The 21,061-nt window shown below is 67.1% G+C and carries 19 protein-coding genes; 6 read left to right on the forward strand and 13 right to left on the reverse strand.

Features of this window, described 5'->3' with window-relative positions; genetic code table 11:
- Positions 1-51: 51 nt before the first annotated feature.
- Positions 52-261: a YgaP family membrane protein gene (locus KTQ37_RS12355; RefSeq protein WP_218630830.1), complete on the reverse strand. Its 210-nt coding sequence runs from the start codon at positions 259-261 to the stop codon at positions 52-54.
- 139 nt (positions 262-400) lie between these two features.
- On the opposite strand from KTQ37_RS12355, the gene KTQ37_RS12360 reads away from it, so the two are divergent.
- Complete coding sequence (locus tag KTQ37_RS12360) at positions 401-2,848, forward strand: heavy metal translocating P-type ATPase (protein ID WP_218630831.1); 2,448 nt, start codon at positions 401-403, stop codon at positions 2,846-2,848.
- Between the two features lie 8 nt (positions 2,849-2,856).
- Here KTQ37_RS12360 and glpD read toward each other — a convergent pair whose 3' ends face one another.
- Positions 2,857-4,404, reverse strand: a complete 1,548-nt coding sequence (gene glpD / locus KTQ37_RS12365) for a glycerol-3-phosphate dehydrogenase (RefSeq protein WP_218630908.1) — start codon at positions 4,402-4,404, stop codon at positions 2,857-2,859.
- 185 nt (positions 4,405-4,589) lie between these two features.
- Between glpD and KTQ37_RS12370 the strand changes: the two genes are divergently transcribed.
- Entirely contained in the window at positions 4,590-5,054 is a 465-nt protein-coding gene (locus KTQ37_RS12370; RefSeq protein WP_218630832.1) for a lytic transglycosylase domain-containing protein, read from the forward strand.
- A gap of 14 nt (positions 5,055-5,068) precedes the next feature.
- Here KTQ37_RS12370 and KTQ37_RS12375 read toward each other — a convergent pair whose 3' ends face one another.
- A complete protein-coding gene (locus KTQ37_RS12375; protein ID WP_218630833.1) occupies positions 5,069-7,567 on the reverse strand; it encodes an ABC transporter permease in 2,499 nt (832 codons plus the stop codon).
- Positions 7,564-8,244 (reverse strand): ABC transporter ATP-binding protein, encoded by a 681-nt coding sequence (locus KTQ37_RS12380; protein WP_218630834.1) that lies wholly within the window; start codon positions 8,242-8,244, stop codon positions 7,564-7,566. Before KTQ37_RS12380 ends, KTQ37_RS12375 begins: the two co-directional genes overlap by 4 nt.
- On the opposite strand from KTQ37_RS12380, the gene KTQ37_RS12385 reads away from it, so the two are divergent.
- Positions 8,243-8,932, forward strand: coding sequence for an arylesterase (locus KTQ37_RS12385; RefSeq protein WP_218630835.1), 690 nt, complete (start codon positions 8,243-8,245; stop codon positions 8,930-8,932). The genes KTQ37_RS12380 and KTQ37_RS12385 overlap by 2 nt on opposite strands.
- Before the next feature lies 1 nt (position 8,933).
- On the opposite strand, the gene KTQ37_RS12390 is transcribed toward KTQ37_RS12385, so the two are convergent.
- The 3 genes from KTQ37_RS12390 to hemC are packed head-to-tail and all read right to left on the reverse strand — an operon-like array spanning position 8,934 to position 12,515.
- Complete coding sequence (locus tag KTQ37_RS12390; RefSeq protein ID WP_218630836.1) at positions 8,934-10,139, reverse strand: MFS transporter; 1,206 nt, start codon at positions 10,137-10,139, stop codon at positions 8,934-8,936.
- 55 nt (positions 10,140-10,194) lie between these two features.
- On the reverse strand, positions 10,195-11,574 hold the full coding sequence (locus KTQ37_RS12395) for an FAD-binding oxidoreductase (protein WP_218630837.1): 1,380 nt from the start codon (positions 11,572-11,574) through the stop codon (positions 10,195-10,197).
- Positions 11,571-12,515: a hydroxymethylbilane synthase gene (hemC, locus tag KTQ37_RS12400; protein WP_413243725.1), complete on the reverse strand. Its 945-nt coding sequence runs from the start codon at positions 12,513-12,515 to the stop codon at positions 11,571-11,573. The genes KTQ37_RS12395 and hemC overlap by 4 nt, the downstream gene beginning before the upstream one ends.
- A gap of 106 nt (positions 12,516-12,621) precedes the next feature.
- Between hemC and hemE the strand changes: the two genes are divergently transcribed.
- Positions 12,622-13,653 carry a uroporphyrinogen decarboxylase gene (hemE, locus tag KTQ37_RS12405; protein ID WP_218630839.1) on the forward strand — a complete coding sequence of 344 codons (1,032 nt, stop codon included), beginning with the start codon at positions 12,622-12,624 and terminating at the stop codon, positions 13,651-13,653.
- Positions 13,654-13,701: 48 nt separating this feature from the next.
- Here hemE and KTQ37_RS12410 read toward each other — a convergent pair whose 3' ends face one another.
- Positions 13,702-15,612, reverse strand: coding sequence for a DEAD/DEAH box helicase (locus tag KTQ37_RS12410; protein WP_218630840.1), 1,911 nt, complete (start codon positions 15,610-15,612; stop codon positions 13,702-13,704).
- A gap of 118 nt (positions 15,613-15,730) precedes the next feature.
- Positions 15,731-16,612, reverse strand: a complete 882-nt coding sequence (gene hemF / locus KTQ37_RS12415; RefSeq protein ID WP_218630841.1) for an oxygen-dependent coproporphyrinogen oxidase — start codon at positions 16,610-16,612, stop codon at positions 15,731-15,733.
- Between the two features lie 112 nt (positions 16,613-16,724).
- Here hemF and KTQ37_RS12420 point away from each other — a divergent pair, with 112 nt between their 5' ends.
- Positions 16,725-17,132, forward strand: coding sequence for a hypothetical protein (locus tag KTQ37_RS12420; protein WP_218630842.1), 408 nt, complete (start codon positions 16,725-16,727; stop codon positions 17,130-17,132).
- A gap of 3 nt (positions 17,133-17,135) precedes the next feature.
- On the opposite strand, the gene KTQ37_RS12425 is transcribed toward KTQ37_RS12420, so the two are convergent.
- From KTQ37_RS12425 to clpS, 3 genes are read right to left on the reverse strand one after another with little or no spacing between them, the layout of a single operon-like run.
- Positions 17,136-17,945, reverse strand: a complete 810-nt coding sequence (locus KTQ37_RS12425; RefSeq protein ID WP_218630843.1) for an SDR family NAD(P)-dependent oxidoreductase — start codon at positions 17,943-17,945, stop codon at positions 17,136-17,138.
- Between the two features lie 41 nt (positions 17,946-17,986).
- The gene (locus KTQ37_RS12430; protein ID WP_218630844.1) at positions 17,987-19,024 is read right to left on the reverse strand and encodes a class I SAM-dependent methyltransferase; all 1,038 of its coding nucleotides are present in this window, start codon (positions 19,022-19,024) and stop codon (positions 17,987-17,989) included.
- A 54-nt stretch (positions 19,025-19,078) separates the two neighbouring features.
- Complete coding sequence (clpS, locus tag KTQ37_RS12435; protein WP_236021211.1) at positions 19,079-19,402, reverse strand: ATP-dependent Clp protease adapter ClpS; 324 nt, start codon at positions 19,400-19,402, stop codon at positions 19,079-19,081.
- 152 nt (positions 19,403-19,554) lie between these two features.
- On the opposite strand from clpS, the gene KTQ37_RS12440 reads away from it, so the two are divergent.
- Complete coding sequence (locus KTQ37_RS12440; protein ID WP_218630846.1) at positions 19,555-20,250, forward strand: HAD family hydrolase; 696 nt, start codon at positions 19,555-19,557, stop codon at positions 20,248-20,250.
- Here the strand turns inward: KTQ37_RS12440 and KTQ37_RS12445 are convergent.
- Complete coding sequence (locus KTQ37_RS12445; protein ID WP_218630847.1) at positions 20,247-20,978, reverse strand: SDR family NAD(P)-dependent oxidoreductase; 732 nt, start codon at positions 20,976-20,978, stop codon at positions 20,247-20,249. The two genes, KTQ37_RS12440 and KTQ37_RS12445, sit on opposite strands and share 4 nt — an antisense overlap.
- Positions 20,979-21,061: the final 83 nt, after the last annotated feature.

Consider the following 21,061-nt stretch of genomic DNA (forward strand, 5'->3'; position numbering starts at 1 on the left):
CAACCGGGAAAGGGCCGGGCGGGTTCCCCCGCCCGATCAATTCCGTGGGGCTTACTTCGCCTGGAAGGCGCAGCCGGTCTTGAACCCGAGCTTGCCGAAGATCATCGCGGCCGGGCAGAAGCCGGTGAAGGCGGACTGGAACATGTTCGCGCCGATGAACACGGTGAACCACATGAAATAAGGCGAGACGAACTGAGTCAGCAGAACGCTGAGCAGAACCATCGTGCCGGCGAAGGCGAACATGATGCGGTCGAGAGACATGGGAGGACTCCGTTCAAGAGGTTGTTGTGTCTAGCCCTTCACGTAGCATCCCCGCCAATCAAATTCAAGATCTCGAATATTTAAGCGTTACTTGACCCCGATCCCGCTTCGCGCCAAGTGAAGGGCAAAGGGGTGCAAGATGAACCAGGCAATCTCCCACACGACTTTCATCATCGACGGAATGCATTGCGGCGCCTGCACCGGGCGGGTCGAGCGTGCGCTGGAAGCCGAAGAGGGCGTAACGGCCGCGTCTGCCAACCTGATGGCGCGCTCGGCGCGGGTCGAGTTTGCCGCACCGGCCACGCCCGCCACACTAGCAGAGGCCCTGTCCAAGGCGGGATACCCGGTCAACCAGGCCGAGGCGCGGCTGGAGATCGAGGGGATGACCTGCGCCACCTGCACCGGCCGGGTCGAGCGTGCACTGGCAAGCACCCCGGGCGTCATCGCGGCCTCGGTCAACCTTGCCACGCAAAGCGCCGCCGTCACCTATGCGCAGGGCGCCGTGGCGCCCTCGGAACTGGTGCGCGCGGTTGAAGGCGCGGGCTATCACGCGCGCGTCCATTCGCAGGCCGAGGCCCCCGCCCCGGTCGCTGACCGTCAGGCCGCCGAGGCCGAACAGATCAAGCGCAACGTCCTGATTTCGGGCGTGCTGACGCTGCCGGTCTTCGTTCTGGCGATGGGCGTGCACATGATCCCGGCCTTCCACCACTGGGTCGCCGGCACGATCGGCGAGCGCACGAGTTGGTGGATCCAGTTCGTGCTGACCGCGCTGGTGCTGGCCTTCCCGGGCCGCGTCTTCCTGCGCATCGGCATCCCCGCCCTGCTGCGCGGCGCGCCCGAGATGAACTCGCTCGTAGCGCTCGGCTCACTGGCGGCATTTCTCTATTCCGCCGTCGTTACCATCGCACCCACGCTGCTGCCCGCCTCGGCGCGCGAGGTCTATTTCGAGGCCGCCGCCGTCATCGTGACCCTGATCCTTCTGGGCCGCTGGCTAGAGGCCCGGGCCAAGGGCCGCGCGGGTCAGGCGATCTCACGCCTTGTGGGCCTGCGCCCGACGACCGCGAAGGTCGAGCGCGCCTCGGGCGTAATCGAACTGCCGGTCGAGGAACTCGCGCCGGGCGACATCATCCAGCTGGCGCCGGGCGAACGTGTCGCGGTCGATGGCGAGGTGATCGAGGGCCACGGCTGGATCGACGAATCCATGCTGACGGGCGAACCCGCCCCGGTCGAGAAAACCCCGGGCGCCAAGGTCACTGGCGGCACGGTCAACGGCCCCTCGGCGCTTAGCTTCCGCGTCACGGCCACGGGCGGCGACACGGTGCTGTCGCGCATCATCGCCTTGGTCGAGGAGGCGCAGGGCGGCAAGCTGCCGGTGCAGGCGCTGGTAGACAAGGTCACGCGGGTTTTCGTGCCGGTGGTCATGGCGCTCTCGGTGCTGACCTTCGCGATCTGGATGCTGGCCGGTCAGGGCTTCACCCATGCTCTGGTCGCGGCAATCTCGGTGATGATCATCGCCTGCCCCTGCGCGATGGGTCTGGCCACGCCGGTCTCGATCCTCGTCGGCACCGGGCGAGGTGCGGAACTCGGGCTGCTCTTCCGCCGCGGCGACGCGCTGCAACGCCTCTCCGAGGTCGAGATCGTCGCCTTCGACAAGACAGGCACCCTGACCGAGGGCCATCCCGCCCTGACCGACCTGCTGCCCGCGAGCCCCCTTTTCACCCCCGACGAGATCATCGCGATGGCCGCCGGGGCCGAGGCGCGCTCCGAACACCCGCTGGCGCAGGCGATCCTGACCGAGGCGGAGGCGCGCGCCATCACGCCCGCGAAGGCGCGCGGCGCCAAGGCGCTGCCCGGCCGGGGCCTCTCGGCCAAGGTGGACGGGCGCGAGGTGCTTCTGGGCAACGCCCGCGCGATGGAAGAGGCAGGCGTCGATTGCGCCATGCTGGCCCCCGCCGCGCAAGCGCTGGCGAGCGAGGGCAAGACCCCGGTCTGGCTGGCGGTCGATGGCACGCTGGCCGCGCTGATGGCGGTGTCGGACCCGCTCAAGAAATACGCCCATGACGCGGTAGCCGCGCTGCAATTTGACGGGGCCGAGGTCGCGTTGATTTCGGGCGACACCAAAGCCACGGTCGAGGCCGTAGGGCGCCAGCTTGGCATCCTGCGCGTCATCGCAGGCGTGCTGCCCGAGGGCAAGGTCGAGGCGGTCAACTCGCTGCGCGAGCGCGGGCCGACGGCCTTCGTGGGCGACGGGATCAACGACGCCCCCGCGCTGGCGGCGGCAGATGTGGGGATCGCCATCGGCACCGGCACCGATGTGGCCATTGAGGCGGCCGAGGTCGTGTTGATGCATGGCGACCCGCAAGGCGTGGCGCGCGCCTTTGCCCTGTCGCGCGCAACCATGCGCAATATCAAGCAAAACCTGTTCTGGGCCTTCGCCTACAACACCGCGCTGATCCCGGTGGCCATGGGCATTCTGGTGCCCTTCGGCGGTCCCGGCCTCTCGCCGATGCTGGCGGCCGGGGCGATGGCGTTTTCATCGGTTTTCGTGGTGACGAACGCGCTGCGTCTGCGCCGCGCGGGTGCCTGAGGGGGCATTTAGCCAGCCTGCGCCTCGGCCATGAAGGCCGCCAGCGCGGTCGTTTGGTCCTGCGTCAGGCGCAGACCCAGCTTGGTGCGCCGCCACAGCACGTCTTCTGCGGTGCGCGCCCATTCCTTCTCGATCTGCCAGAGGATCTCGGTCTCGGTCAGCGTCGCGCCGAAATCGCGCCCGAGATCGGCCGCCGAGGTCGCCCGCCCGAGGATCGTGCGCGCCTCGGCACCATAGGTTCGAACCAGACGCGCGGCCCAGGGCATGGTCAGGAACGGGTAGTCGCCGCAGAGCGCCTCGCGCAGGGCGGCAACCTTGAGCGCCGAGAAATCTCCCCCCGGCAAGGGCACGCCTGCCGTCCAGTCCCCCGTCATCTGCGGGAAACTCGGGGCCAGCGCTGCCAGTGCGGCCTGCGCCAAACGCCGATAGGTCGTGATCTTGCCGCCGAAGATATTCAGAAGCGGCGCGCCGCGATCATCGAGCCGCAAGACGTAATCGCGCGTGGCCGCCGTGGCCGAGCTTGCCCCGTCATCATAGAGCGGCCGCACCCCCGAGAACGTCCAGACGATATCCGCCTGCGTCACCGGGCGGGCGAAATACTCGGATGCGAAGGCACAAAGATATTCCTGCTCGGCCTCGGTGCAGACCGGTGCATCGGGCGCGCCGAGGTGGTCCTGATCGGTGGTGCCGATCAGGGTGAAGTCGCATTCAAAGGGGATGGCGAAGCAGATCCGCCCGTCGCGACCCTGAAAGAAATAGGCGCGTTCATGGTCGAACAGCTTGCGCGTGACGATATGCGAGCCGCGCACCAGCCGCACCCCGTCGCGCGAGGGGATATGGATCGTGTCACGGATCACCTCGCCCACCCAGGGGCCCGCAGCATTGATCAGGGCACGCGCGAGATGAGTTCCCTCTTCGGTCTCGATGCGCCACAGGTCGCCCTCGCGATGCGCCTCAAGCACCTTGCAGCGGGTCAGGATCGTCGCGCCGCGCGCCCGCGCATCGCGCGCGTTGAGCACCACGAGCCGCGCATCATCGACCCAGCAATCGGAATATTCGTAGGCATGGGCGAAATCTGCCTTCAACTCGCGCCCGGCCGGATCGCGGCGCAGATCAAGCGCACGCGTGCCCGGCAACAGTCGCCGCCCGCCAAGATGGTCGTAGAGAAACAACCCCGCCCGGATCATCCAGCCGGGCCGTCGCCCGCGCAACCACGGCATCGCCAGCCCCGCCAGACGGCTGACGGGCGATGTCGGCTCGAAGCGCATCTGCGGATGCAAGGGCAACACGAAGCGCATCGGCCGCGCGATATGGGGCATCGCTTTCAGCAGCACCTCGCGCTCGGCCAGAGCTTCATGCACAAGCCGCAATTCGAGATACTCAAGATAGCGCAACCCACCGTGGAACAGCTTGGTCGAGGCCGAAGAGGTCCCCTGCGCCAGATCTCCCTTCTCCGCCAGCGTAACGGACAGACCCCGCCCCGCCGCGTCACGTGCAATCCCGCAGCCGTTGACGCCGCCACCTATGATGAACAGATCCACTGGGTTCCCGGCCATATCTGACAAGGAAAACCTCCTTTGACATCATGCCCTTGATTTCAGTGGGCGCCTTTACCGCGCTCTTGTCAAAACGAAATTTCGCGAGGAGATCGGCAAAGCTCCGCTTACGTTCAGCCAACGCGCTATGCGCATGACGCCGCGAAGGGTATCAATCTCTCGATCCGAATTGCTCCGAGGTAGCGATGCAACTGACCCGCCGTTCCGCGCTTTTGTCGCTGATCGCACTGGCCGCCTGTGGCTCCGCCCCGCGCGAATCCTCGAAATCGGTCGAGTTTGACCTGCATCCGGGCGAGACCCCGGAACTGCGCCGACTGATCAACCGCTACGCCGACGAATACGAGGTTCCGCGCAGCCTGGTGCATCGCGTCATCCAGCGCGAAAGCGACTACAACCCCGGCGCACGCAACGGTCCCTATTACGGCCTGATGCAGATTCTGCCGCAGACCGCGCGCGGGATGGGTTTCGACGGCAAGCCAACCGATCTTCTGGATGCTGAAACCAACCTCAAATACGCGGTGAAATACCTGCGCGGCGCGTGGCTTTGCGCCGATGGCTCGCAGGACGCCGCCGTCAAGTGGTACGCGAGCGGCTATTACTACGAAGCCAAGCGCCGTGGCATCCTGCGAGAAACCGGCCTGCGCGCCTGATCATCGCCGCACGCCTATTCCCGATCGCGCAGCACGCCGGCGGGGCGCTCGGCCAGCGGTCGCAGGGCAAAGATGAGGCCCGCGATCAGGGTCGCCAGGACGCCCCCGGCCACAATCGCCAGCGCCGGCAGCGGCGCAAAGCGGAACTCGGCCTCCATCACCAGATCGACCACGGCCCAACCCGCGATCGCGCCGAACAGGATCGCCACTAGGCCCGCGGCAGCCCCCATCAGCGCGGCTCGCAAGGCGAAGGACGCAAGGATCGTCGCGCGCTTGGCGCCAAGCGTCTTGAGCAGCGCGGCCTCCCAGGCGCGGGTGCGCTCGCCCGCCGCGGCGGCGCCGATTAGCACGACGAGGCCCGTCAGCAAGGTAACCCCCGCCGCAAGCGAGGTGGCCCGCGCGATAGCGCCAAGCGCCTCGGTCACGCGGTCGATGGCATCGCGCACCCGAATCGCGGTGATATTGGGAAACGCCCGCGCCAGATCGCGCAGGATCTGCGCCTCGGCGCTTGGCGGGGCGTAGATCGTGGCCAGCATGGTATGCGGCGCGCCCGATAGCGCAGCGGGGTTGAAGGTCAACACGAAGCCAATCCCCATCGTCGAGAAATCGACATTGCGGAACGAGGCGATCCGCGCCTCGATATCGCGCCCCAGGATATTGACGGTCAGCCGGTCACCGAGCTTCAGGCCCAGTTCCGCTCCCTCCTCGGCCGAAACGGAAACCAGCGGCTCCCCCGCGTAATCGGCGGGCCACCATTCGCCCTCTGTGAGGGTCTCGCGCGGGGTTTCGGCATAGGTTACACCGCGATCCCCCCGCAGAACCCAATGCTCGCCCGCCACCTCGCGCGCGTTCTGGCCGTTGATACGGGTGACGACCCCGCGCAGCATCGTCACGGTCTCGACCCGCCCGACCTCGGGCATGGCATCGAGCGTACTCAGGAAGGGCTGCAATTGGTCGGGCTGGATGTCGATCACGAAATAGGCGGGCGCCTCGCTTGGCAGATCGCGCTGGATCGCCCCGCGCAGGCCCGCATCGACCTGCCCCACCGCCGCCAGCACCGACAGCCCCAGCCCGAGCGAGAGGATCACCGCCGTCGCCTCGGAGCGCGGGGCGCCAATGGCCGCAAGTGCCGCGCGCAGGGCGGGCCGCCCGCGCACAAGATGCGCACTGGCCCGCGCGGCCCATCGCACCAGCAAGGCCGCACCGGCAAGGATCATAAGGGCGAAGGCGACGCCGCCAAAGGTGCCAAGCGTCAGCTGCCAAAGCCCCGAGAACCAGACTGCCGCCGCCACAAGCACCGCGACCAGCCCGGTCACCAGCCCAAAGGCCCGCCATGAGGGCAGGCGCCGCCCGCCCTGCGTCTCACGATAGAGCAGCGCCGCGCGCATCTGCGACATGCGCGACAAGGGCCAAAGCGCGAAGATCGCGGCCACAAGCGCGCCGTAGAGCGCAGCCTCAAGCATCGGCAGGGCGCTCAGCCGCACCTCGACCGGGATCGGCATCAGCCGCTCGATCACGCCGGCTGCGGCGAGCACGACCCCGGCCCCCAGCCCAAGACCCGCCAGAATGCCGACGAGCCCTAGGGCCGCCAGTTGGATCAGGAAGGCCGCGCGGATCGTGCCCCCCTCGGCGCCAAGGGCGCGCAGCGTCGCGATGGTCTCTGCCTTGCGCTCCAGCCAGCCTGCGACGGTGGCCGAGATGCCCACGCCGCCTACGGCCAGTCCCGCAAGGCCGACAAGCACGAGGAACGATCCAAGCCGGTCCACGAAACGCTCGGCACCGGGGCTGGCGCGACGGCTGTCGGACCAGCGCAGGCCAGCGTTTTCAAAGCGGTCCTCTGCGGCGGCTTTGGCGGCCTCCAGATCGGTGCCCACCGGCAGCAACACGCGATATTCGCTTTCAAAGAGGGCGCCGGGCGCCAAGAGGCCGGACCCCTCCAGCGCATCCAGCGCGATCAGCGTGCGCGGGCCAAAGGCCATACCCATGCCGGTCGAATCCGGCTCGCGCAGGATGCGCGCCATCATCACGAAGGGCGTGCCGCCCAGCTCGAACCGGTCGCCGGGGGCAAGGCCCAGACGATCGGCCAGAACCGGGTCCAGAAAGGCGCCGGGCAGCCCGCCCTGCCCCGCCAGCGCGTCCATGCCGACGGGCGGATCAAGCTCCAGCTCGCCCAACAAGGGGTAAGCGCCATCGACCGCCTTGGCCTGCGTCAGCGCGCGTTCATCCCCGACCGAAACCATCGAGCGGAAATCAACCACCTCGGACAGCGCCTCGGCGCGGGAGGCGATCCAGTCGCGCTCCTCCGGGGTGGCCTGGCGATAGGTGAACTCGTATTGCGCATCGCCCCCCAGCAGGGTCGCGCCCTGATCGGCAAGGCCCGCTCGGATCGCCCCGCGCACAAGACCCACGGCGGCAATGGCCGCCACACCCAGCATCAGGCAGAGCAGGAAGACGCGAAAGCCGCGCACGCCCCCGCGCAACTCGCGCCGGGCGATGGTCAGGGCTGCGCTCATTCGGCCGCTCCGACGATCTTGCCGTCGAAAAGCTGCACCACGCGATTGCACCGCTCGGCCAGTTCGGGGGCGTGGGTGACCATGATCAGTGTGGCGCCGTGGCGCTCTTGCAGACCAAAGAGCAGATCCATGATGGCCTCACCATTGGCCGCATCGAGATTGCCCGTCGGCTCATCGGCCAGCAGGATCGCCGGGCGCGGCGCAACGGCGCGGGCCAGCGCCACGCGCTGCTGCTCCCCCCCCGACATCTCGGACGGGTAGTGCCCCCGGCGATGGCCAAGGCCTACCGCCTCCAGTTCGGCCTCTGCGCGCGCAAACGCATCGCCATGCCCGGCGATTTCCAGCGGGAGAGCAACGTTTTCCAGCGCGGTCATCGTCGGGATCAGGTGGAAGGATTGGAAAACGATCCCCATATTCCCCCTGCGGAAGCGCGCAAGCTGGTCCTCGTCCATCGCGGACAGGTCCTGCGACAGTGCCTGCACCGATCCCCCGGTGGCGCGTTCCAGCCCACCCATCAGCATCAGGAGCGACGACTTGCCAGACCCCGAAGGCCCCGTAAGCCCCACGCTTTCGCCGCGCTCGATATCGAGGGTAATGCCCCTAAGGATCTCGACCGGCCCCGCGTTTCCATCTAGCGTCAGGCGGGCATCGGTCAGCGACAAAATGGTAGGGGTCATGCGGATCTTCCGGAAATGTCTTTCCTTCGCATATGGGGTGCGCGGCGCCCTCAGCAAGCTTGTAGTTGCGGCATTTATTGCCGCACCGCTGCCCGCGATGGCCGCACCGGTCACCGTTCTGGCGCTTGGCGACAGCCTGACGCAGGGTTACGGGCTGGCCCCGGAGGAGGGGCTGGTGCCCGCGCTCGGGCGTTGGCTGGCGGAAAACGGCGCCGAAGTCGAGCTGATCAACGCTGGTGTGTCGGGCGACACCACGGCGGGTGGGCGGGCGCGCGTTGCCTGGTCGCTGACTCCCGAGGTCGATGCCGTGATCGTCGAGCTTGGCGGCAATGATCTGCTGCGTGGCCTGCCGCCCGAGGAGGCGCGGGCTAACCTAGACGCAATCCTCTCTGAGGTCAGCGGTCGCGGTCTGCCCACGCTTCTGGTCGGATTGCCCGCGCCGGGCAATTACGGGCCGCGCTACAAGGCGGATTTCGACGCGATCTGGCCCGAGTTGGCGGCGAAATACGATGCGGTGCTGCTGCCCGACCTGCTAGCACCGATTGCGGAACTGTCGCCCAAGGACCGCGCCGGGCGCAACCTGATGCAGGATGACAATATCCACCCTGCCCCCGCCGGGGTCGCGCTGGTGATTGATGCGCTAGGGCCGAAGGTGCTGGAACTGCTGGCGAAAGTGCCTGCGGGCTGACCTAGTCGCGGCGGCGGTCGAGCGCCCAAAGCGCCCCGGCCCCCACGAGCCCCAGCCCGGCCCCCAGGATCGCCGCAAGGCCGTAACCGCCAAGCATGGCCCCGATCGCGAAGACACCTGCGCAGATCGCATCCCCCGCGAGCTTTTGCAGCGCCATGAGCGAGGCCCCCGCCCCCGGCCGCGCGGCCAGAAGCTCTTGCAGATAGGCCATCGGCTGGGTCAGCACGATGGCGCCGCCCGCCGCTCCGGGGACGGTCAGCAGCCAGACATAGGGCGTCTCGGCCAGGATCGGCAGGCCCGCCAGATGCACGCCATACAGCGCCATGCCCCACCAGATCAGCCCGGTCTGCGACACCCGGCCCAACACCATCGGCAGCGCGAGCATGAAGGGCACCTCCAGCCCCGCCAGAATACCCGCGTAAAGCGCGGTATCGCCCGCGCCGCGATGCGCGATCCCGGCGAAGACAAGGCCGATCACCACGAGATAAAGCGTCACCGCCCCGTGGATCGTTCCAAGCGCCAGCACCCGGATCAGCACGCGCACCTCGGCCATCTCGCGCAGCGATTGGGCAAAGCTGAGGCCCGATTTCGGGTCAGGCCAGCGGGTTGCCCCGTCGCGCGGCCAGAACCGCCAGACCAGCGCCAGCAGGATCCCGGCCACCACCAGCGACACCGGGTAGATCGTGATCAGCGGCACACCCGCCCCGAAGACCACCGACCAGATCGGCAGCACGCAAACCCAGGGCAGCGCGAAGGCCGCGCGCAGGGTCGCCTGAATACCGGGGCGGTCGCGCTCGGGGTGCAGGGTGGCGGCCAGCCGCGCCAGCGCGAAGAACTGCCCGAAGAGCGAGCCAGACAGCGGCAGGATCAGCGCATGGGCCAGAACGAAGCTGGTGACCGAGGGGCCGAAGGTCATCAGCCCCGTTCCCGCCACCAGAAACCCGCCCGACACCAGCGCGATCACCCTGCGGTTCGCGCGCTGATCAGCCAGGATACCAAACCCCACCGAGGCCGAAACCGAAAGCACCGAGGCGACCACCAAAAGCGCCGAATAGGCACCGTCCGACAGGCCGAACACCGTCACCGCCAGCGCCGAGGCATAGGGCGCCAGCGTCGCGGCGTAGGCTCCGAACAGGATCAAGAGCGCCCCCGAGAGCATCAGCATCGGGTCGCGCAGGATCGGACGAAGGGAAGACGGGAGCGCCATGACTTACCTATGGGTGAAGGCAATCTGTGCTCTGCCAACGCCCCGAATGCAAGGGTCAGGGAATGGTCTTGCCAGGGTTCAGGATGCCCTTGGGATCAAGGGCCGCCTTGATCGCGCGCATCACATCCAGCGCAACAGGGTCCTTGTGCGCAGCCATGGTAGCGCGCTTCGACAGCCCCACGCCATGCTCGGCGCTGAAGGTGCCGCCCAGAGCCACGGCCTCCTCGGCCACTGCGGCGCGGATCGTGTCGTTCAGCGCAGGATCGGTGCGCGTCGGATAGGCGGTGTAATGGATATTGCCGTCGCCGAGATGGGCGATCACCAGCTCTTCGGCGCCGGGGTCGATGGTGGCCAGCCGCGCCGTCATCCGGTGCAGGAAAGCCTCAAGCCGATCGAGCGGGAAGGCCACATCGCAATCCACCAGATCGGGGGTGGTGAAGGTGATCTCGGCTGCCGATTCGCGCATCTGCCACAGCTTGCGGCGCTGTGCCTCGGAGGTGGCGATGACAGCCTCGGCCACCTGCCCTGCCTCAAGCGCCGCGCCGAGCACCTCTTCGAGCAGCGCCGTAGGGTCATCGCCCGTGCGGGTTGTCGCGATCTCCAGCAGGATATTCACTGGCTGCGGCGGAAAGGGGCAGGCAAATTCAGGACGCAGACGGGCCAGACGCGCCATGTAATGGGCGGGCATATACTCAAAAGCCTCGACCGCGCCACCCGTCGCCGCCTGCACGCGGTTGAGCAGATCGAGCGCGACGCCAAGGCTTTCAACGCCCAGAAGCGCCGTGCCATAGGCCACCGGCGCGGGCACCAGCCGTAGCACCGCCGCAGTGATGATACCGAGCGTCCCCTCGGCGCCGATGATCAGGTCACGCAGGTCGTAGCCGGTGTTGTCCTTGTGCAGCTGCGTAAGCAGGTTCAGCACCCGCCCATCGGCCAGAACGACCTCCAGCCCCAGACATAGCGCGCGGGCCGAGCCGTAGCGGATGACATTCGAACCCCCGGCATTGGTGGACAAAAAGCCCCCCACCATGGCCGAGCCCTTGGCACCGAAGGTCAGCGGAAAGGCCAGACCGTGCTCGGCCGCAATCCCGTGCAGCGCCTCAAGTACCACGCCCGCCTCGGCAACTACGGTGCGGGCGGCGGGGTTGATCTCGCGCACACGGTTGAGGCGCGCAAGCGACAGCATCAACGCGCCCTCGGCGAAGGTTCCGCCATTCAGCCCGGTATTGCCGCCCACCGGCACGACCGGGGTGCCGGTCTCATGCGCAAGGCGCAGGATGGCCGAAACCTCGGCCACCGTCGCGGGGCGCAGAACCGCCAGCGGGGTCCAGTGATAGTGGCCCGTCCACTCGCGCCCAAAGGCCGCCGCATCGGCGCCGCTCAGCACATGCGTCGGCCCGATCAGGTCACGCAGGCGGGCGGGCAGGTCGCTCATCGCCAGTCGAAGAAGCCCTTGGGCGCCTGCGCCAGCAAGCGTCGCGCAAGATCCGTGCCGAGTTCCGCCGCATCGGCAATCGAGCCCCGTGCTTCGCCCGAGATCGCCTCGGAGCCATCGGGGCGCAGGATCTCGCCGCGCAGCCAGAGCTGGTCGCCCTCAAGCATCGCAAGCCCGGCGATCGGCGTCTCGCACGAGCCGTCAAGCGTCGCCAGATAGCTGCGTTCGGCCGTCAGACGATGGCCTGCGGGCGCGTCATGGATCGCCGCCAGCAGACGTTCGGTCATCGGATCGGCCAGACGCCGCTCGATCCCGATGCAGCCCTGCGCCACGGCGGGCAGCATCTCATCGACCTCGATGGCCGAGCGCGCGACGTGGCTCATGCCCAGACGGTTCAGACCCGCCATCGCGAGGAAGGTGGCAACCGCCACGCCCTCATCCAGCTTTTTCAGCCGGGTCTGCACATTGCCGCGGAACTCGACCAGCTTCAGATCGGGGCGCTTGTTGGCCAGCTGCGCGCGGCGGCGCAGGCTCGAGGAGCCCACCGTCGCACCCTGCGGCAGATCGGCCAGACGCGCGACACCGGGGCTGACGAAAGCATCGCGCACATCCTCGCGCGGGAGGTAGCAATCAAGCACCAGCCCCTCGGGCTGCGCGACCGGCATGTCCTTCATCGAATGGACCGCAATGTCGATGCGGCCCTCCAGCATGGCCTCTTCGATTTCCTTGGTGAAAAGGCCCTTGCCGCCAAGCTCCTTCAGCGGCTTGTCGGCTGCGATCAGCGCGGCATTGTCGCCGGTCGTCTTGATCACCACGATCTCGAAGGCCGCCTCGGGCAGATCATGGGCGGCCATCAGCCGCGCGCGGGTTTCATGGGCCTGCGCCAGCGCCAGCGGGCTGCCACGCGTGCCGATCTTCAGCGGGTCCGTAATGGAAGGCATCTTGGTCATGGCCAAGCGATAACTGCGGCAATCGGCCCGCGCAAGCGCCGAACGCTTGACATCGCGCCGCAGGGCGGGCTTGTGGGGGACAATTGAGGAGACAGCGATGACCGACAAGACCATCCTTCGTGCCCTGCGGGGCGAGGTTCTGCCCACCCCGCCGGTCTGGATGATGCGGCAGGCGGGCCGCTATCTGCCGGAATACCGCGCGACTCGCGCCGAGGCAGGCGATTTCCTGTCGCTGTGCTACAACCCCGAGCTTGCCGCCGAGGTCACGCTGCAACCGATCCGCCGTTACGGCTTCGACGCGGCGATCCTGTTCGCCGACATCTTGCTGCTGCCGCAGGCGCTTGGCGTCGATCTGTGGTTCGAGACCGGCGAAGGCCCGCGTATGAGCACGGTCACCACGCCCGCCGAACTGGCAGCCCTGAAGGGCAAGGACGACATCCACGACACGCTTGGCCCGATCTATGAGACCGTGCGTATCCTGTCGCGCGAACTGCCCAAGGAAACCACGCTGATAGGTTTTGCCGGCGCGCCTTGGACGGTGGCCACCTATATGATCGCCGGACGCGGCACCAAGGATCAGGGCCCGGCCCATGCGCTCAAAGCCGCCGACCGCGCGACCTTCGCCGGGCTGATCGACCTGCTGACCACTTCGACCATCGAATATCTCTCGAAGCAGGTCGAGGCCGGCGCCGAGGTCATCAAGATCTTCGACAGCTGGGCGGGCAGCCTCAAGGGCCAGGATTTCGAGGATTTCGCCGTCGAGCCCGCCCGCCGCATCATCGCGGAACTGAAAGCACGCTTCCCCGGCCTGCCGATCATCGCCTTCCCGCGCGAGGCGGGCGAGGGCTATATCGGCTTTGCCAAAAAGACCGGCGCGGATTGCGTGGCCATCGACAACTCGGTCTCGGCCGAATGGGCGGCGGCGAATGTGCAAAAAGACGGCTGTGTGCAGGGCAACCTTGACCCGCGCCACATGGTCACCGGCGGCCGGCCGCTGATCGACGCCACGCGCGAGGTGGTGCGCGCCTTCTCGAAAGGGCCGCATATCTTCAACCTCGGGCATGGCATCACGCCCGACGCCGACCCCGAGAATGTCGCGCTGATGATCGAGACGATCCGCAAGGGCTGAACATCGCCCCCATGAACCATGAAAAAAGGGGCCTCGCGGCCCCTTTTCTTATCCCTTGAACTTCTTCGGGCCAGGCTTGCCGGTCTTGGCGCCCGGCTTACCGAAGGGCTTGCCACCGGGCTTACCGAACGGCTTGCCTGCAGGTTTCTCGCCCGGCTTGCCGTATTTCGCCTTGGGTTTATCGGTTTTCTGTGCAGCGCCATGACCGCCTTCGCGGGCCCAGGGGGCAGCCTTGCGGCCCTTGGGGGCACCGAAGTCCTCGTCGCGGTCACGCGCCGGACCCTTGCGATGGGGCTTTTTCGGGCCGCGATCATCGCCGCCCTTGCTCCAGCGCGCGGGCTTGGGCGCGGGACGGTCTAGCCCCTCGGGCGCTTCGGCGAGAACCTCAACCTTGCACTTGTCCTCAAGCCGCATCGCGGGGCCAAGGCCGGTCATGAAGCGCGCGGCGGCGTCTTCATGGATCTGCACGAATGTGTGGTCCTGCATCACGCGGATCGCGCCGATGTCGCGGCGGGTCAGATCACCCGCACGGCACAGCATCGGCAGAAGCCACTTGGGATCGACCCATTCGTCATGGCCCATGCCAAGACGCAGCCAGGTAGCGCGGTCGAACTCGGCGCGGGCGCGCGGCTTCGGGCCATCGACCGTCACCGGCGTCAGATCCTCCGGCGCCGAACGCGCGGCGCGGAAGTTGCGCAGTACGGCAGCGGCAAGCTGGCGCGGCTCGAATGCTTCGAGAAGCTGCGCGATCCCGTCGAATTCCTCTGCAGTCGCCGCAGCGGTCAATGCCGGATCTTGCAGGATACGCTGTTGATCTTTAGCCAGAATTTCCTCGGGGCCAGGTGCGCTGTCCCAGGTTGCGGTGACCTGGGCCTCGCGCAGAAGGCGCTCGGCCTTGGCACGCACGTTCAAGGGAACGATCAGCGCCGAAACGCCTTTCGAGCCAGCCCGCCCAGTGCGGCCCGAGCGGTGCAAAAGCCCCTCGCGGTTGACCGGCAGATCGGCGTGGATCACCAGTTCCAAGCCCGGCAGGTCGATGCCGCGCGCGGCCACGTCGGTGGCGATACAGACCCGTGCCCGGCCGTCGCGCATCATCTGCAGCGCGCGCGAGCGTTCGTCCTGCGACAGCTCACCCGAGAGTGCCACGACCGAAAGGCCACGGTTCAAAAGGCGCCCGGTCAGGTGCGTCACCGCCGCGCGGGTCGAACAGAAGACGATGGCGCGCTCGGCCTCGTAGAAGCGCAGCACGTTGACGATGGCGTTCTCGCGGTCGGATTTGTCCACCATCAGCGCGCGGTAGTCGATATCGGCGTGCTGTTCGCGCGCGGCGATGGTCGAAATGCGCTGCGCGTCTTTCTGATAGGTCGCCGCCAGCTTGGCGATCGGCGGGGAAACGGTCGCCGAGAACATCAGCGTGCGACGCTCTTCCGGGGCCGATTCAAGGATGAATTCGAGATCTTCGCGGAAACCGAGGTCGAGCATCTCGTCGGCCTCGTCCATCACCACGACCTGCAGGTCAGACAGATCGAGCGCGCCGCGGCGAATGTGGTCGCAGATCCGGCCCGGCGTGCCGACAACGATGTGGCAGCCGCGTTCGAGCGCGCGGCGCTCACTGCGGGCGTCCATCCCGCCAACGGCACCGGTGATCACCGCGCCGGCCTTGGCATAAAGCCACGACAGCTCGCGGCTGACCTGTTGGGCCAGTTCACGGGTGGGGGCGATGATCAGCGCATGCGGCAGATCGGCATAGGGCGCAAAGGCGCCGTCGGCCAGAAGCTCTGACGCCATCGCGAGACCGAAGGCCACCGTCTTGCCCGAGCCGGTCTGCGCGGACACCAGCAGGTCTGCCCCTGCCAGCGCGGGGTCCGAGACCGCCTCCTGCACCGGGGTCAGAGTGGTGTATCCCTTCTCGGACAACGCCGCAGAAAGGGCGTCGGGAAGGTGCGGAAACTGGGTCATGTCGGGGCCTTCTGAAAACACGAAGGCCGCGTTCTAGTCCAAACCCCGCCGGGTGTATAGGGCGAATCGCCTGCGCAGAGGGCAACCCCGCCAAGCGTTTACTGCGTTGTCGTGCGTTTTACGGCCACTTGGCCAGCGGCGGCAAGCTCATCAGAACCGCATCGGCATTGTGCCCGGTCTCAAGCCCGAACTTGGTGCCCCGATCATAGACGAGGTTGTATTCGGCATAGAGTCCGCGATGGATCAGCTGAGTGTCGCGATCAGCCTCCGACGCGGGCGTGCCAAGGCGGCGTTCGGTCACCGGGATGAAGGCGGGCAGGAAGGCCGCACCGACCGAGCGGGTGAAGGCGAAATCCGCCTCCCAGTCGCCGGTATTCAGATCGTCGTAGAAGATGCCGCCCACGCCGCGCGCGCGGCCCCGGTGCGGGACAAAGAAATACTCATCCGCCCAGGCCTTGAAGCGGGGGTAATACTCTGCGTCATGCGCGTCGCAGGCGCCCTGCATCTGCGCATGGAAATGCGCGGTATCCTCGGGGTATTCGATGCAGGGGTTGAGGTCTGCGCCGCCGCCGAACCACCAGGCATTGGGCGTCCAGAACATGCGGGTGTTCATGTGCACAGCGGGGGTGTGCGGGTTTTGCATATGCGCGACGAGGCTGATCCCCGAGGCCCAGAAGCGCGGGTCCTGCTCCATCCCCGGGACGCCGCGTGCCGCCATCGCCTTTTGCGCGCGCGGGGCCAACTCGCCCCAGACGGTCGAGATATTCACCCCGACCTTCTCGAAGACGCGCCCGCCGCGCATCACGCTCATCTTGCCGCCGCCGTGATCCTCGCCTGCGGGGCCGGTGCGGGTGGTGGGGGTGACCTCGAAGCGGCCCGGCGCGGCGCTACCCGGACCGCGATCCTCCAGATCCTCGAAAGCCGCGACGATGCGGTCGCGCAGATCCGAGAACCACTGGCTGGCCTGCGCCTTGCGCTCGGTGAAATCGGTGTCGGTCATACGCGGCTCCTCCTGATCACTTTTTGGGTTCATTAACAGGCGCAGCCCGCGGGCGGAATTGCCTTTTGCACCGCGCCGTCGCAGGATGGGCCGTGGATTTCAGGAGGTAGCTATGTTTTCGCGCGTGACCCTGGCAGTTCTTGGCGGAGTGATGCTTCTGGGCGCCTGCGGCACCCCGCAGGAACAATGCATCAGCCGATCAACGCGCGAAGTACGCAATCTTGAGTACCTGCTGAAGGAAACCGAAGAGAACCTTGCGCGCGGCTACGCCTGGGAGGAATATGAGGTCCCCACCTGGCGGCGTGAGATTTGCGGCACGCAACTGGTGCCCGGCACAGGTGGACCCGTCGAGAGACCGCGCTACTGCCTTGTGCGCGACACCGAGACAAAGCGTCGCATCAAGTCGATCGACCCTGCGCAAGAGGCCCGCAAGCGCGATGCGCTGAAGGCCAAGATTGCGGCGCTCATGCCGCAGGTCGAGGCCAATATCGCCGCCTGCCGCACGACCTATCCCGAGTAAGCCTTAGAACATCGGCACCGAGATCGGATCGACCACGCTGCGCCCGCCATCGACCTGAATGATCTGGCCGGTCATGAACGACGCGCCCGGCGAGGCGAGGAACTGCACCGCCTCGGCCAGTTCCGTGGCGGGGGCGATGCGGCCAAGGGGGGTACCCTCGGTGATGGCGGCGCGCCACTCGGGGTTCTCCTTGATGCCTGCGAGCAAAGAAGCGCTCATGACCGAGCCGAACGAGACCCCGTTCACCCGGATGCGGTGCGGCGCCAGCGCGACAGCAAGGCTGCGCGTCGCCTGATCCTGCGCTGCGCAGGCAATCGAATAGGCCAGCAGTTCGGGCTGCGCGTGCAGCGATGCCTGGGTCGAGACGTTGATGATGCAGCCCACCTCGCCCTCGGTCCGGCGCTCCTTCTCGGCCTGGCTCATCATCCGCTTCGCGGTCATCTGCGACAGGCGCAGCGCACCGCGCATGTTCTGGCGCATCATGTCGTCGAGGATATCCTGCGCGGGATCGAGCGGATCGCAGGGCGTCACCGCCCGCGCCGCGTTCACCAGAATGTCGATCTTGTCGAACGCGTCGATGGTGGCCGAGAGCAGGTTGTTCACCGTCAGCTTCTCGCACAGGTCGCCCGCGAAATAGCGCGCAGGGCCTTCGGTCTTGGCGTTCTCGCCCAGTTCCGCGATCAGCTTGGCCTCGTCGATATCGGCGCACATGACATAGGCGCCACGGTCCAGAAAGTGGCGCGCGATGGCCAGGCCGATGCCATGGGCGGCGCCGGTGATGATCGCAGTCTTGCCGGTGATGGAAAGCGACATGGGCTGTCCCCTGAGATTGGTTTGCGGGCTTTTACCCGATTTTAACGGCGCGGACGAGCCATGCGCGTGCGTGACGCGGCGACCGGCTTGGATCCGCCGACGATGGGCTTGGCCGCGCGGATGATCTTGAAGCCGCCATCCCCGGCCAACTCCTCGATCTCGTGGAAGCTGGCACGCAGGGCCTCCTCATAGGGCAGGTGGCGATTCGCGACCATCCAAAGCGTCCCCGAGAGCGACAGCATCGAGGCCGCCGCACGGATGAAGGCCGCACCCAAGGCCGGGTCGGCCGCGCGCGACGTGTGGAAGGGCGGGTTCATCACGATGCCCGAATAGCGCGCCTCGGGCGCGTAAGTGGTGGCATCGGCCCAGATGAAACGCGCGCGCGGATCGGTCACATTGCGCCGCGCGCAGTCAAGCGCGGCATGTTCGGCCTCGATCAGGTCGATGCTTTCGACGCCCTCGCGGGCGAGAACCTGCGCGGCAAGCCAGCCCCACCCCGCGCCCAGATCGGCCATCCGGGCGGGCAGCTTGGCCGGGAGCGCCTCGGCCAGCAGCGCAGAGCCGCGGTCGATGCCATCGGCGGAAAAGACGCCGGGTGCGGTGACAAAGCCCGGCGCGGGCGTGCCCGGGCGGGCCTGCCACTCGGCCGGGGCGGCCGCGCCCGCGGCGAAGGCAAAGATCTTGCCATGCGCCTTGGCCAGCGGCGGGGTCACCACGGCCCAGGAGCGTAGATCCTTCAGCACCGAATCCACGCCATCATGCTTGGCGCCATCGACCCAGACCGGGCCTCCGGCGGCAATACGCGCATTGGCCTCGAACAGGATCGCACGGGCCTCGGCCTTGGCGCGGGGCAGGAACACGATAGCGCCCGTGTACTCGGCGCCAGGTTCGGCCACGACATCGAAGCCACGCGCCCTCAACGCATCGAAATCGGGCGCGAAGCCCTGAATGACCTGCACACGTTCGCGCGGCAGGTCGGACAGATCGGTGTCGCGGGTGGCGCGCCAGACGGCGATACGGCCCTCGGCGGGCAGGGCATCAGGCGCGGCAAGCGCGAGGGAAACTCGGGGATGGCTCATGGGGACCTTCGGGTCTGGCAATGGGGGCTGGCATCGGCGCGCAGGCGCGATGCGTCATTCCTTTTCCATCGTGCATTGCAGCGGGTGCTGGTGGCGGCGGGCGAAATCCATCACCTGGGCCACCTTGGTCTCGGCCACTTCGAACGAGAAGACGCCGACGACGGCAAGCCCCTTCTTGTGCACGGTCAGCATGATCTCGAAGGCCTGCGCATGGGACATGCCGAAGAACCGCTCGAGGATATGCACGACGAATTCCATCGGCGTGTAATCGTCGTTCAGCAGCAGAACCTTGTACATGGGCGGGCGCTGCGTCTTGGGACGCGTCTTGAGCGCGACGCCGGCTTCGCCTTCGGCGTCGTCCTTTCGGTCGGCCATCATGTGAATGGGCTCGCGCAAGTCGCTCTCTCGCAGGAATCGGATCTTTCTGTCCGGCGAATATAGGCGCATCTGCCCATATGAAAAGCCTTTTGCGGAAAGGGAATTGCCTTTTGCCCTCGCGTCGGGCCACTCTCGCGGCCCGGGAGGCGCCCATGACCCTGACGACGATTGGCTTCGATGCCGATGACACGCTCTGGCACAACGAGCGGTTCTTTCACCTCACGCAGGAGCGGTTTCACGACCTGCTGGCCGATCATGCCCCGCGCGAGCATCTGGCCGAACGGCTGCTGGCGGCGGAGCGGCGCAACATCGGCCATTACGGCTTTGGCGTGAAGGGCTTCACTCTGTCGATGATCGAGACTGCCATCGAGGTCAGCGAGGGGCGCGTACCCGCCTCGGTCATCAGTGAAATCATGGCCGCCGGGCGCGAGATGCTGGCGCATCCGATCGAATTGCTGCCCCATGCCCGCGAGGCGATCGAGGCCTTAGCGGGGCATTACCGAATCGTGCTGGTCACCAAGGGCGATCTGCTGGACCAAGAGCGTAAGCTGGCGCAATCGGGGCTAGGGGAGTTGTTCAACGCGGTCGAGATCGTCTCGGACAAGAAGCCCGAGATCTACCGCTCTGTCTTCGCCCGCCATGGCACCGGCCCGTCCGAGGGTATGATGGTGGGCAATTCGCTGAAATCCGACGTGATCCCGATGATCGAGGCCGGGGGCTATGGCGTGCATGTCCCCCATGACCTGACCTGGGCGTTGGAACACGCCGATCCGCCAACCGCCGATCCGCATTTCGCCGAACTGCCCGATCTGGGCGCCCTGCCCGATCTGGTGGCGCGTCTGGCCTAGACGTGCTGGCCCGCGTTCACCTCAATCTCGGTCCCGGTGACATAGCTTGAGGCATCCGAGCACAGGAACCAGATCACATCGGCCACCTCGCGCGGCTGGCCAAGGCGCCGCAGCGGCAGGTTCTCGACGATCTTCTCGGTGCCGGGGGAGAGGATCGAGGTCTCGATCTCACCCGGCGCGATGGCGTTGACGCGCACGCCAAGCGGCCCGAAGTCATGCGCCATCTCGCGCGTCAGCGCCTTCAGCGCGGCTTTCGAGGTGGCATAGGCCGCGCCCGCGAAAGGATGCACCCGGCTGCCCGCGATCGAGGTGACGTTGACCACCGCACCCTTGGCCGCCGACAATTCCTCCTTCAGCCCGCGCGCCAGCACGATCGAGGCGAAGAAGTTGACATGGAACACCTGCCCCCAGGCGCTGAGGTCGGTGTCGAGCGTGTTGAGGCGGCTGCCCCCCGGCCCCTTCGGCGAGATCCCCGCGTTGTTGACCAGCGCGTGCAGCTTGCCATCCAGCCGCGCACGGATCTCGGAAATCGACTCGATCGTCTTCTTGGGGTCGGCGAGGTCGATCACGATATGATCCTCGCGCCCGCCGCCCCAGGGGCATTGCTCGGGGAAGGGCTGGCGCGAGCAGGTGATGATGCGCCACCCCTCGCGGGCGAATCGTTTCACCGTGGCATGGCCGATCCCCCGGCTCGCCCCCGTCAGCAGCATCACCTTGCGGTCGTCCATTCCGGCCCCCTGTCCTTCGCGCTTGTCCGTGAACCTAATCCCCTGCGCGGCAATGGCAATGCCCTTGGCATGGGGCAAGTTTG

The organism is Sedimentimonas flavescens (assembly GCF_019264375.1).
Lineage (GTDB): Bacteria > Pseudomonadota > Alphaproteobacteria > Rhodobacterales > Rhodobacteraceae > Rhodobacter > Rhodobacter flavescens.

Coding starts and splice junctions, on each gene's coding strand:
- KTQ37_RS12355 (WP_218630830.1), bottom strand. CDS start 261: ATGTCTCTCGACCGCATCATGTTCGCCTTCGCCGGCACGATGGTTCTG.
- KTQ37_RS12360 (WP_218630831.1), top strand. CDS start 401: ATGAACCAGGCAATCTCCCACACGACTTTCATCATCGACGGAATGCAT.
- glpD (WP_218630908.1), bottom strand. CDS start 4,404: ATGGCCGGGAACCCAGTGGATCTGTTCATCATAGGTGGCGGCGTCAAC.
- KTQ37_RS12370 (WP_218630832.1), top strand. CDS start 4,590: ATGCAACTGACCCGCCGTTCCGCGCTTTTGTCGCTGATCGCACTGGCC.
- KTQ37_RS12375 (WP_218630833.1), bottom strand. CDS start 7,567: ATGAGCGCAGCCCTGACCATCGCCCGGCGCGAGTTGCGCGGGGGCGTG.
- KTQ37_RS12385 (WP_218630835.1), top strand. CDS start 8,243: ATGCGGATCTTCCGGAAATGTCTTTCCTTCGCATATGGGGTGCGCGGC.
- KTQ37_RS12380 (WP_218630834.1), bottom strand. CDS start 8,244: ATGACCCCTACCATTTTGTCGCTGACCGATGCCCGCCTGACGCTAGAT.
- KTQ37_RS12390 (WP_218630836.1), bottom strand. CDS start 10,139: ATGGCGCTCCCGTCTTCCCTTCGTCCGATCCTGCGCGACCCGATGCTG.
- KTQ37_RS12395 (WP_218630837.1), bottom strand. CDS start 11,574: ATGAGCGACCTGCCCGCCCGCCTGCGTGACCTGATCGGGCCGACGCAT.
- hemC (WP_413243725.1), bottom strand. CDS start 12,515: ATGCCTTCCATTACGGACCCGCTGAAGATCGGCACGCGTGGCAGCCCG.
- hemE (WP_218630839.1), top strand. CDS start 12,622: ATGACCGACAAGACCATCCTTCGTGCCCTGCGGGGCGAGGTTCTGCCC.
- KTQ37_RS12410 (WP_218630840.1), bottom strand. CDS start 15,612: ATGACCCAGTTTCCGCACCTTCCCGACGCCCTTTCTGCGGCGTTGTCC.
- hemF (WP_218630841.1), bottom strand. CDS start 16,612: ATGACCGACACCGATTTCACCGAGCGCAAGGCGCAGGCCAGCCAGTGG.
- KTQ37_RS12420 (WP_218630842.1), top strand. CDS start 16,725: ATGTTTTCGCGCGTGACCCTGGCAGTTCTTGGCGGAGTGATGCTTCTG.
- KTQ37_RS12425 (WP_218630843.1), bottom strand. CDS start 17,945: ATGTCGCTTTCCATCACCGGCAAGACTGCGATCATCACCGGCGCCGCC.
- KTQ37_RS12430 (WP_218630844.1), bottom strand. CDS start 19,024: ATGAGCCATCCCCGAGTTTCCCTCGCGCTTGCCGCGCCTGATGCCCTG.
- clpS (WP_236021211.1), bottom strand. CDS start 19,402: ATGATGGCCGACCGAAAGGACGACGCCGAAGGCGAAGCCGGCGTCGCG.
- KTQ37_RS12440 (WP_218630846.1), top strand. CDS start 19,555: ATGACCCTGACGACGATTGGCTTCGATGCCGATGACACGCTCTGGCAC.
- KTQ37_RS12445 (WP_218630847.1), bottom strand. CDS start 20,978: ATGGACGACCGCAAGGTGATGCTGCTGACGGGGGCGAGCCGGGGGATC.